At 49.3% G+C, this 12,002-nt stretch carries 9 protein-coding genes; 3 read left to right on the top strand and 6 right to left on the bottom strand.

Going from position 1 to position 12,002, the window contains the following annotated elements:
• Window positions 1–86: 86 nt before the first annotated feature.
• Complete coding sequence (locus IC230_RS05685; protein WP_191038017.1) at window positions 87–3,050, bottom strand: Ig-like domain-containing protein; 2,964 nt, start codon at window positions 3,048–3,050, stop codon at window positions 87–89.
• Between the two features lie 257 nt (window positions 3,051–3,307).
• Between IC230_RS05685 and IC230_RS05680 the strand changes: the two genes are divergently transcribed.
• The 3 genes from IC230_RS05680 (at window position 3,308) to IC230_RS05670 (ending at window position 6,639) form a co-directional block, all read left to right on the top strand.
• Window positions 3,308–4,165 (top strand): fumarylacetoacetate hydrolase family protein, encoded by an 858-nt coding sequence (locus IC230_RS05680; RefSeq protein WP_191038016.1) that lies wholly within the window; start codon window positions 3,308–3,310, stop codon window positions 4,163–4,165.
• 90 nt (window positions 4,166–4,255) lie between these two features.
• A complete protein-coding gene (locus IC230_RS05675; protein ID WP_191038015.1) occupies window positions 4,256–5,083 on the top strand; it encodes an amidohydrolase family protein in 828 nt (275 codons plus the stop codon).
• Between the two features lie 92 nt (window positions 5,084–5,175).
• The gene (locus tag IC230_RS05670; protein WP_191038014.1) at window positions 5,176–6,639 is read left to right on the top strand and encodes a gluconokinase; all 1,464 of its coding nucleotides are present in this window, start codon (window positions 5,176–5,178) and stop codon (window positions 6,637–6,639) included.
• Between the two features lie 801 nt (window positions 6,640–7,440).
• Here IC230_RS05670 and IC230_RS05665 read toward each other — a convergent pair.
• The 5 genes from IC230_RS05665 to IC230_RS05645 form a co-directional block, all read right to left on the bottom strand.
• Window positions 7,441–7,785, bottom strand: a complete 345-nt coding sequence (locus tag IC230_RS05665) for a DoxX family protein (RefSeq protein ID WP_223860350.1) — start codon at window positions 7,783–7,785, stop codon at window positions 7,441–7,443.
• A 134-nt stretch (window positions 7,786–7,919) separates the two neighbouring features.
• On the bottom strand, window positions 7,920–8,429 hold the full coding sequence (locus IC230_RS05660; RefSeq protein ID WP_191038013.1) for a GNAT family N-acetyltransferase: 510 nt from the start codon (window positions 8,427–8,429) through the stop codon (window positions 7,920–7,922).
• Between the two features lie 84 nt (window positions 8,430–8,513).
• The gene (gene argC / locus IC230_RS05655; protein ID WP_191038012.1) at window positions 8,514–9,497 is read right to left on the bottom strand and encodes an N-acetyl-gamma-glutamyl-phosphate reductase; all 984 of its coding nucleotides are present in this window, start codon (window positions 9,495–9,497) and stop codon (window positions 8,514–8,516) included.
• Between the two features lie 81 nt (window positions 9,498–9,578).
• Entirely contained in the window at window positions 9,579–10,769 is a 1,191-nt protein-coding gene (locus IC230_RS05650) for a glycosyltransferase family 9 protein (RefSeq protein ID WP_191038011.1), read from the bottom strand.
• A gap of 3 nt (window positions 10,770–10,772) precedes the next feature.
• Complete coding sequence (locus tag IC230_RS05645; RefSeq protein WP_191038010.1) at window positions 10,773–11,963, bottom strand: argininosuccinate synthase; 1,191 nt, start codon at window positions 11,961–11,963, stop codon at window positions 10,773–10,775.
• Window positions 11,964–12,002 lie beyond the last annotated feature (39 nt).

Here is a 12,002-nt window from a genome sequence, read left to right as displayed (position 1 = left end):
CTAGGGTATTCGCAACGAACGCAAAGGAATATCCCTCTGTGAGCTTTGCGAATACCTTAGCGCCTTCGGTCAAAAGAACCAGAACGCTAACGACCCACTTTTAGCAATTTAATCGTTCTCCGCTCGTGAGCCGTATACTGAATGTTTAGCAGGTACGTACCCGCCGAAAGCTGCTCGCCGAATGTAATGGTTTGCCCTGCTTTAGCAGATCCTAGCTTCAATCGTTCCCGACCCATCTCATCCGCTACGTTCATTGATTGAATAGCCCGCTCCGCTACGAACGAAAACCGATCGTTTGTCGGATTTGGAAACACCACATTATCCGCTACGTCGTCAAACCCAATCCGGGAGCTTGACGTACAGACCGTTACGTTTTTACAGAACGACTGATACCAGGGAGCCGCTGAATAATTTATACCGACACACACATTGCCTCCCGTAAAGTAAGGACCAAAATTAATGGTTGCTTTACCGGGTTGCGTTGGGGTAATGCTCTGCGTTGATCCGGTACACCACCAGTTGAACTGAGTCGCGTTGGGCAGATGGCGCGCATTTACATCAAACACCAGCACGGCATTTTTCGCGGCACACTCAGGCCCGATCAGATCCGCACTCGTATTCGCTGGTGGTGGCGTTGCGCTATTCACCTGAATCGTGATCGCCGTAGACGTTGCCGTAGCTCCCAGATTGTCAGTTGCTTTGGCCGTCAGCGTGTACGTTCCAACCGATACGCTGTTCCATGCCACGGTATAGGGAGACGCAGTACTTTCCCCTACTTTATTCGACCCATTAAAGAATTCCACTTTAGCAACACTGCCCCCCGGATCGCTGGCCGATGCCGCCAGATTTATAGTAGCTGGGGCCGTGAACGTAGCATTCATGACGGGTGAGGTTAACGCTACGGTTGGCGGCTGATTCGTGGATGCTGGATTATTGACCTGGATGGTAACCACAGCCGACGTTGTCGTTGCCCCCTGATTATCCGTTGCTTTTGCCGTTAAGGCGTACGTATTTGCTCCAACGCTGCTCCAGGTGTATGCATAAGGCGACGTAACGTCCTCACCGATTTTCGTCGTACCGTTAAAAAACTCGACTTTGGCGATACTGCCATCCGCATCGCTGGCCGACGCCGTTAGCGTAATTGTAGCGGGAGCCGTGAACGTAGCGTTCATAACGGGTGACGTCAGGGTTACGGTTGGTGCCTGATTGGTGGGCGTTGTCGGTGGCGTACCGGCGCAGACTGCTATGTCTTTACAATACTGCATATACCAGGGAGAAGCTGAGTAATTGATACCTACGCAAACCTGACCACCCGAAAAATCAGGACCAAAATCAATGCTTGCTTTGCCCGGCTGAACGACCGTAATGCTTTTGGTGGAACCCGTACTCCACCACGAGAAACTGGTTGCGTTGGCTAACTTACTCGCATTAACCTCAAATACTTGTACTGCGTTTTTGTACACACACGCTGGCCCGATTAGGTCGGCTGTTGGGTCTGGACTCCCCGGATTGTACACCAGTATCGTAACGGGAGCAGACGTAGTGATGACCCCTAGATTATCGGTCGCTTTGGCCGTCAGCGTGTAGGTTCCGGCGGGCATACCCGTCCAGGAATAGGTGTAGGGAGCCGTGACATCTTCGCCAAGTTTGTTCGAGCCATTGTAAAACTCAACTTTGGCAATGCTGCCATCCGTATCAGTTGCCGTGGCGGCAATGGCAATAGTTGCCGGGGTGGCGAACGATGCGTTATTCGCTGGCGACGTTAGGCTTACGGTTGGCGGCTGATTCGGAGTCGGAGCCGACGTAACCGTTACGACCGACGATGTTAGATTACCGCTGCTTACTAACGCTTTTGCCGTAAATGAATACGTCCCCTGCGGAATACCCGCAACCGTCCAGGAATAAGGCGACGTAGCGTCTGAGCCTAAAAACGTTGATCCATTGTAAAACTCGACCGCTGTTGCCGTCGCATTAGTAACGCTGGCGTTAATCACCAGATTGGTCCCAATGTTGACTGTTGTGTTATTCGCCGGACTGACAATAGAAACCGAAGGGGTTGGCGGACCAAAGTCATCAGCGGGATTCAGAATATGATCTTTTACCCACGTACCTGATTGGCTGGTATTGTTCCACTGTTGAGCATTACAGGCGCCCGAATTGAGTCCCGCCGACGATTCACCCGCATCGGAGAATGTCCAGTTCGACCAGCTTATTTTCTGACCAGACGGGTTATTGCCGGCCATCAAATCCAGCCATGCCTGCCCATTGTTGAAATCAAGACTACCCCCACCCGAATAGGTCGAGGTTCCCCACTCGCTGCAAAATAACGGCAACTGATTCGTCACGGATTTTATATCATTCTGAAAAAAATGAGAAGCCGAGTAAAAGTGGAAGGTGTACATGATGTTGTACGCATTAGCGCCCGTGAGGGGATTACTTAATACGTCCTGCGGGCGCTGGCACCACTGGGGCGTACCGACCAGAATAATTGCCTGGGGATCATATTGCCGAATAACCGGAATAACCTGGTCGGCATAGCTTTTAATGGTGTTCCAGTCTACACCATTTGGTTCGTTACAGATTTCATAAATGACGTTCTTTTTGCCCGCGTGGGTCTGCGCCATCGTCCGAAAAAAATCAATGGCATAAGACAATCGTTCGTTGGGATTACCGGGGTTCAGTACGTGCCAGTCAATGATGCAGTATACTCCCGCCTGCGCTGTCCAGTCGACAATCTGATTGATTTTAGCGCGTAAACCGCTCTGGTTATTAAGATACCCGCCCTCATCGACGTACATGGCGGCCCGAAACAGATCAACGCCCCAATTACTAGCCAGTGCCTGCACCGACGCCTGTGTATAACATTGATCAAACCATTGCAGACCGTGCGAACTCATGCCGCGTAGCTGGATCGCTTTACCTGCTTCGTTGGTCAGTTGGTTACCCACAACTTTAAGCCGTCCGTTGGCGGCCAACGGAGTAGGTGTTTGAGCGCTCCCCAATAAACTGGTGAATAAGAGCCCCAAGAGAAGTAACGTATTGATTTTCATAATTGGAGAAGGAATAAGGTGAGCTTATTAGATAACAAATCTATTATTTCAATAACTACTAATATGCACATTTGCAGTTTTATTAAATAATAAATCTTAAAGGGTATACATCCATTTCTTCTGACAGAACGAGTGTAACGGGCAAGTCATAGCGAACCTTGTGGTGAATCTGACCACGATAATTGCTTACTCAAGCGATTTTAATGATTAAACTTGCGTCGTAATCTGCTTTTCGAGTCAACGTATTCCTGTCTTACATGAAACTTTTTCGCTTCGGTCAGCCCGACCACGAACATCCCGGCGTTGTTTTACCCACCGGCCAACACATTGACGTAACGCACTTCGGCGAAGACTACGACGAGTCATTTTTTGCCAGCAACGGCCCTGAACGGCTGGCACATTGGCTCACGGCTCACGCCCATACCTGTCCCGACGTATCAGCAGATGAGCGCTTCGGTTCCTGCGTAAAACGTCCATCAAAAATTGTGTGTGTTGGCCTCAATTACGCTAAACATGCGGCCGAAACGGGTGCAGCCTCCCCGGCCGAACCCATTCTGTTTTTCAAATCTACTACAGCACTTGTCGGTTCGAACGACAACGTAGTGATTCCGAAACGCTCCGAAAAAACAGACTGGGAAGTTGAATTAGCCATTATTATTGGCAAACGAGCCAGTTACGTGGAACTGGATCAGGCTACGGATTACATCGCTGGATACGCCGTTCACAATGATTATAGCGAACGCGCCTGGCAACTGGAGCGGGGCGGTCAGTGGGTGAAAGGAAAAAGCGCCGATACGTATGCGCCACTCGGACCGTATCTGGTTACGAAAGATGAAGTTCCGAATCCGAATGGATTGAATTTATGGCTGAAGATTAACGGGGAAGAGTTGCAGAACTCGAATACCGACGATATGATTTTCAACGTCCCGACGCTTGTCAGCTACATCAGCCAGTTCATGACCTTACTGCCGGGCGACGTAATTTCTACCGGCACACCCGCTGGCGTAGGCATGGGATTAAAGCCCCAACGTTTCCTCAAACCCGGCGACGTCGTGGAATTAGGCATCGAAGGACTGGGCGAGCAAAAACAGACGGCGGTAAGTTATAAGGAGTAAAAGGAGGAGAGGGAAGAAAGGAAAATAAATTCTTTTTCGTTTCCTCCCTTTCTTCCCCTCCTCCCTTTCTTCCCTCTTCTCCTTTTATTTATGACCATCGACGCTCACCAACATTTCTGGCATTTCGACCCTGTCCGTGATTCGTGGATTACGGACGATATGGCCATTATTCAGCGTGATTTTCTGCCCGCCGATCTGGAACCAGTTTTAGTGGCAAACGGAATCGATGGTTGTGTGGCCGTGCAGGCATCTCAGTCGGAAGACGAAACGCTGTTTCTGGTCAATATGGCCCAGAACTACGACATCGTGAAAGGCGTAGTTGGCTGGGTCGATCTACAGTCTGAACAATTGTCTCAACGGCTGGAAGCGTTCGCACAACACCCTGAAATCAAAGGCTACCGACACGTAGCGCAGGCCGAACCTGACGATTTTCTGACGCGTCCGGCGGTTGTGGAAGGAATCCGGCAGTTGGCCGCGTTTGGCCTCACGTACGACATTCTGATTTATCCCAGTCAGCTCAAAGCCGCGCTTCATCTGGTACGTGCCGTGCCCGAGGTCAACTTTGTGATCGACCATTTGGCGAAGCCGTACATCAAGAAACAGGAAATTAGTCGCTGGTCGAATTTTATGACCCAACTGGCCACGCAACCGAACGTATCGTGTAAACTATCAGGCATGGTTACGGAAGCAGATTGGCAGAACTGGAGCAAACGCGATTTTTTCCCGTATCTGGATGTCGTTTTTGAACAGTTCGGCCCTGACCGGCTGATGTTTGGCTCCGACTGGCCCGTATGTCTGGTTGCTGCGAATTACACGCAGGTCAAAACATTGATCGAGGAATACGTAGCGCCCTGGGGTGAGGAGGTTCGGGAAAAAGTATTTGGCGCAAATGCTGTGGCTTTTTATAAACTGATGTAACCCGAACGGCCACGTCCGGGTCGTATTTTAACGAGCAGATTTTACTTCACCCGGACGTGGCCGTCCAGGTTACAACTGCTAACCCTCACTCTATGAACTGTATCGTTGGCGTTGATGTCGGTACGACCAACGTAAAAGCGCTGGCCATGCCGTTGGACCTGAGCAAGATTGTGGCCCATGCATCCGCTCCCGTCACGACGCTTAATCCCGAGCCGGGTTACGCTGAGCAAGATCCAGCCGAACTATGGGCGGCCTTTGTGCAGGTCATGAACGAGGTCACTCGGGAAGCTGAACAGAAGAAATACACGATTACGCACGTCGCTTTCTGTACGGCCATGCACAGTTTGCTGCCGATGGATGTCGATGGCGCCCCAATGGGCAATGCTATTCTTTGGTCCGACAACCGCGCCGAGGCCGAAGCGAAAGCGCTCCGAACGACGCAGGCCGATTTGGGAAGAGCGATTTATGAAGAAACAGGAACACCGCTTCATCCGATGATTCCGCTTTGCAAGCTGGCCTGGATGCGCGAACATGATCCTCGTCTGTTACGTCGAACGGCTCATTTTGGCTCGATCAAAGAGTTTTTGTGGCATAAACTAACTGGTAAGTTTGAAGTCGATTTTTCCATCGCTACCGCTACGGGTTTGTTTGACGAAAGCAAACGGGTTTGGAGCGAGAAGGCAATGGATTATGCTGGCGTTCGTCCTGACCAACTCTCAACGCCGGTTCCGACTACCCATCAGCGATCCTACGTACCGAATTCTGAAACAGAAAAAACGGGACTTACCGAGGGCGTTTCTCTCGTCATTGGCGCGTCGGATGGTTGCCTGGCTAATCTTGGTGCGGGTGCCATTAAACCACGTACTGCTACGTTAACCATCGGTACCAGTGGAGCCATTCGCCAGACCGTCCGGAAACCGCTCCGCGACGCCGAGGGTCGCCTGTTTTGCTATTACCTGGACGAAGGGTACTACGTTGTCGGCGGCCCAACCAATAACGGAGGCAACGTACTGGAATGGGTCACCGAAAAATTGACGCAGCAGGATACCAAAACTGTCCTGAAAGAAGCTTCAACGATTCCGCCCGGTTCTGATGGTCTGTTGTTTCTGCCCTATCTTCAGGGTGAACGTGCTCCGTTGTGGGATGCGTCCGTACGTGGCGCGTACCTGCATGTAGACTGGCAACACACGCGCGCGCATTTTGTGCGTGCTTCGCTGGAAGGTGTTCTGTTTAATCTGCTTAGTATCAATGAGCTACTGACCCAGCATACGGACTCGGCGCGGATGATTCACGCCAACGGCGGCTTTGCCCAGTCGACGTTATGGGTTCAGATGCTGGCCGATATGGCTGGCGTCCCGGTACGGCTGAATGAAAGCAACGAAAGTGGTTCGATGGGTGCCATGTTACTGACGCTCAAAGCAATTGGCGAGGTGAAAACGCTGGACGAAGCCGCCGAACGCGTCACCTTTGGCGATACGTTCGAGCCGGATACAGCACGCAATAAAGTTTACCGAAAAGCTTTTAAGCAGTGGGAAGAAGATTTGAAAAAGTTGTAAAAGTGTCTTATGGTTAGTTTGCACTTTTACAAGGGGTATTGTATAACTAACGTTATGTAAAGTGATTCAACTTAGGCTAATTCCCAAAATGGCCGGCGTCGTTTTCAGCTTAAGTTCAATTAGATTCGTTTTAATGCCTGTAGTATTCCCTTCGCTTCAGAAAGCGAATAAGAACCACTTCGCAGGCACACATTAGTATAAAAGGAGAAACCTTTAACGTACGACTTTAGCCGATAAAAAGCGGCATCTTGTGCATAGATCAACACCTTTCTAGAAGCGAATTTTACCCCACAAGATGTGTTTCCGCTGTGAGTCCAAAGGATCACTACATTCGATTTAACCTTGCCCCTAAAAAGCCGATCAATTTTAATTTTATAGGCTATCCATCCCCTATTGTCATCCGTTTTGTTAATGGAAAGTACTGTGCCAGAAAAGACAATAGATGAAACATTTATATTGTCTAGGATAGAGCCCCCGTCTTGACAGCTACAGCCATAACCACTCACCGATACCAGCAAGCTGATGGATAAAGCTAGGACTAAAGACCGCGGGTATATAAATAAGTGCATCGGTTGAGCCAAGGATGGATTCCATTCTTTAAGATGCCTAAAAGCTTATTATTGCATAGATCTATAGTTATTGTATAAGTAAACGTTATGTTAAGCAAATGGAGAATCACTTGGTAAATTAACACTATATAATACGTTTCGCTATTTCTACATCCAGGCTGGCTTCACCACCCCCACCGATCAGACAAATTAATGCTAGGCCGAGTAGCAGTATAAAATATTCTAGTCCTTCTTACCTGCCCGCTTCCATTGTCCAGTTCATAAAAAAACCGCTATGCAAATGCGAAGCCAAGACGATGCCTATAAAATTGCCCAAAATACCTAAAGCGACTACCCGTGTGGCAATACCAATAACAAGCATTAGTGAGCCAAAAAATTCAATTAGGATGACTAGCAATGCCACTAGCCAAGGAAGACCTGACCCATTCGTTAAGAATTCCATAGTCCCCTCAAATCCCCCACCTCCAAACCAGCCTAGTAATTTTTGTGCACCATGGGGGAATACGGTGATACTTAAAGCGAGCCGAGCAATTAAGAGCGTTATACTAGCGGGGTTTGTCGCGAAGATGCTTTTCATGTTGTCCTAGTAGATCTGAGTAACATGACTCAGAGTTGTGCAGTTATTTTTGTTGTATAATCAATGTTATTTAAACTTAAGTAATCTTTTTCCACAAAACTGACTCTTCCACTATGGCACCAAGCTAAAAATTTCTATCCATACAGGTTTATACTATACAGCAAGCTTTCTTCGCCATCTGCTCTAAACTGAATTTTCTTCTCGAAACGTAGTCCCAGCTTCTCAAGCAGGCGGATTGAGTACTGGTTGGCAGCGGTCGTGAGGCCCGTGATACGTGTTAATCCCAAGTTTTCCGTTGCATAGGTCATCACTGCCGATGCTGATTCGTATCCGTAGCCGTTACCGGCATAATCAGGGAGGAAGGCAAAGCCAATATCGATGTCTTCCAGTGTTTCGCGTCTGAACAAGCCACAAAGTCCGATCGGCAGGTCATTGGTTTTCAGCTTCACCAGATAGGGGCCGAAACCAAATTGCTGGTAACTTTTTATGGGTCCGTCCAGAATATATTGCCGGGCCTCGTCAAGCGTTTTTACACCCCGATCACCGATGTACTGAAGCCAGGTAGGCGTATTCAGTAACTCAAGCATAAAGGCGGCATCATCCGGCGAGAACTCCTCAAGTAATAAGCGCTCGGTTTCCAGCATGTCAAGCGTACAGTAGCTTGGACGGCCACGTCCGGGTAAGAGAAAAATGTATTTAGCACCCGGACGTGGCCGTCCAGGCTACTGTTAAAAGGCTACCGATTTTAGGCGCAGGCCTGTATCTTCCGGCAAGCCAAAGACTAAATTCATATTCTGCACTGCCTGGCCCGACGCTCCTTTGGTCAGATTATCAATCACGCTGGTGATGAGCAATTGACCGTCGTGTACTTCCAGATGCAGCAGGCATTTATTGGTGTTCACCACCTGCTTCACATCGATTGGCGCGTCACTTACGTGCGTAAACGGGTGCGCTTCGTAATAACTTCGGTAGATTTCCTTTGCTTCCTCCAGGCTTCCTTCAAACGGCGTATAAACATTCGCCATGATCCCCCGCGTGAAATCGCCCCGGTAAGGAACGAAGTTAATCGCTGCCTTAAAATCAGGTTCCAGCTGATTTAGACTCTGACGAATTTCAGCTAAGTGCTGGTGTGAGAACGCTTTGTAAATCGATACGTTGTTATTCCGCCACGTAAAGCCTGTCGTCGGAACAAGCGCCTGTCCGGCACCGGTGCTGCCGGTAATAGCGCTTACCTGTACATCGTCGGTTAGTTTTCCGGCTTTGGCTAAGGGCAACAGAGCCAGTTGGATGCTGGTTGCGAAACAACCGGGATTGGCGATCCGCGTAGCTTCCTGAATACGATCCCGCTGTAATTCCGGCAGGCCATACACAAAGTCATCGTGCTCGTCGCGGAAATCAGCGCTCAGGTCGATAATGGTAATATCGTCGGAAACGTCATGCTCAGTCATGAACGTAACGGAGGCACCATGACCCGAACAAAGAAACAACGCGTCTAAACCTTCCTGAGCCAACAACGTAGCAATATCTTCGCCCGAAAACGTCAGATCAGTATCGCCCAGTAAATCGGTATGGATTGACCAAATGGGTTTCCCCGCCTGACTGTTGCTGTGGGCAAACGCTACGTTCACAAAGGGATGATTCAGCAAAATACGTAGCAGTTCGCCACCCGTATAGCCTGCTCCACCAACAATACCAACGTTTATTTTTTCCATATAGAATTGGGTCACCGAGATGCGCGAAGGTTTTACTAATACTTTTTGTACGTCTCTACGTATCTCGGTGACATAACTATTTTATAATTTTTGAAACCACTGAACAGCCCGATCAAGCACAGCTATATCGAAGGTCGAAACGTATTCACTGTCAAAACCGGGCCGGTCCAAGGTCAGTTCCCGACTTAATTGATGGTTGTGAACTACCAGCGTTGGGTAATTGGCAATCGGAAAAAACTGAATCCCTAATCCGTTCTTCTGAAAAGACACCGTCGGGCAGCCCAAGCAACACAAGTGCATCGGCAGCGAATCGAGGGTAAAAGCGGCTTCTGCCTGCTCGCTCAAACTCGCTATATCCTGAATCGTTAACGTCCCTACAGCGGGTACCAGCCGATCAGCCTCTGACAAATTCATGGCCAGAACGCGCTCGTACAAATCAGTTGTGAACGTTTTTTGACCAATAAATATCAGCAGATTTGTACTTTCCGCTAAAAGTCGGGTAGCTAATTGAGCCCAATAATCAACAGATAACATTCGGATATCAGCGCCCGATTCTGGACAGATCAGGATCGGTTTTTGAGCCGGAACAGTCCTGTTCAACTTAGACCATAATTGGATTGACGATACGGCTGGATGAAAAAAATGAGGCTTAATCGTTCGCAGATCTGCCTCAACGCCCATCGGTTTTAACACCTGAAGAATCAGATCGAACGTATGCGTTTCCTCGTCGGGCATAAAAAACTCGTTGTCCAACAACCCCCCGAAACCGCGCGTACCGTAGCCTATTTTACGCTTGACTCTCAGATACGGCAGCACAAAATGCATCGGTGAATCAGAGAATCGGATATCCACTGAGTAATCATACACCGTATTACGTAGCGTCTTTATAGCGGATTGAGTGGTTTGAAAAAACTCGCTCCACTTCGCCCATCTGGAAATGGGCCGACGATTGGTCGTTACGTGGTTGAGGTGGATAACCCGCCGAATGTACGGGTTATCCTTCCAGATCGGATCGCACCACGAACCAGCCAGTATATCGAGCTGGGCATTCGGATAACGCGCCCGGATCAACGGAAACGTATACGTCAAGACCAGTGCATCGCCCAAATGCCCCGATGTCATCAAAAGTATGGTGGGGGCATCGTTGTCTGGCAAACCGAAATCACGCTGACTATAGCTCCCTTTTGCATAGTGATCCACGGCTACGTCGAGCAGTTGCAACGGATACGCAATGCTACGGGGAGCGCAGTATTTTCTCGGCTTACCGATCACTACTTATTGATTATTGATTTTCTCGTAAATCATAACCTGGTTAGACGCTACTTTCGAGAAGCCCCGTACGTCGTCGCCAGTCCAGGCATTGTTCATTTCGCCATACGAACCGAAAGCAGACGACATCAGATCATGCTCCGATTCAATGCCTTGTACCTGAAAGCGATACGGTGCCATCAGTACGTGTACCTTCCCCGAAACATGCGCCTGCGTGTCGGCCAGGAAGGTTTCGATATTCCGCATAATGGGGTCCATGAATTGCCCTTCGTGGAGCATCGTACCATACCAGTTAGCCAGTTGCTCTTTCCAGTACAGTTGCCACTTACCCAATACGTGTTTTTCGAGCGTATGGTGCGATTTAATCAGAATCAGCGGAGCCGGAGCCTCAAAGCCAACGCGGCCTTTGATGCCGATGATTGTGTCGCCAACGTGAATATCACGGCCAATCCCAAACGGGCCGGCCAGTTCGGTTAACTTACGGATGGCATCTACTGGATTCGCGAATTTCTCATCACCAACGGCCTTAATTTCACCATGTACGAACGTCAGGGTAATGGTTTCTGGCTCAGTCTTCGTGATTTGCGTGGGCCAGGCTGATTCAGGCAAAAATTGGTCGGAGGTTAATGTTTCCTTACCGCCTACCGACGTACCCCACAAGCCTTTGTTAATCGAGTAAGCAGCTTTATGCCATTCCTGATCGACACCTTTCGCCTTGAGGTATTCAATCTCGGCTTCCCGCGACAGACGCAGGTCCCGAATCGGCGTAATGATCTCGGCGTCAGGGGCGATAATCCGAAACGCCATATCGAACCGAACCTGATCGTTACCCGCACCCGTACTACCGTGAGCAATGGCCGACGCACCAATTTCACGAGCATATTCGGCTGCAGCAATCGCCTGGAAAATCCGTTCGGCGCTCACGCTGAGCGGATACGTATTGTTTTTCAGTACGTTCCCAAACACCAGAAACTTCAGGCATTGCTGGTAATAATCATCTGTTTTGGAAATCGTCTTGTGCGACTTAACACCCAGCGAATAAGCCCGTTCTTCAATGGCTTTGAGTTCGGCATCGGAGAAGCCACCCGTATCGACTAGTACCGAGTATACATCCATACCCCGGTCTTCCGACAAATATTTAACGCAGAAGGAGGTATCCAGACCTCCACTAAAGGCAAGAACTACTTTTTGAGACATCAGACAGAAGACGCCGGACGCAAAACGCCCGCCATCAGG

The organism is Spirosoma validum, from assembly GCF_014699035.1.
Lineage (GTDB): Bacteria > Bacteroidota > Bacteroidia > Cytophagales > Spirosomataceae > Spirosoma > Spirosoma validum.
The sequence above is the reverse complement of the archived record's forward strand: the minus strand, read 5'-3'. Positions and strand labels throughout refer to the sequence as shown.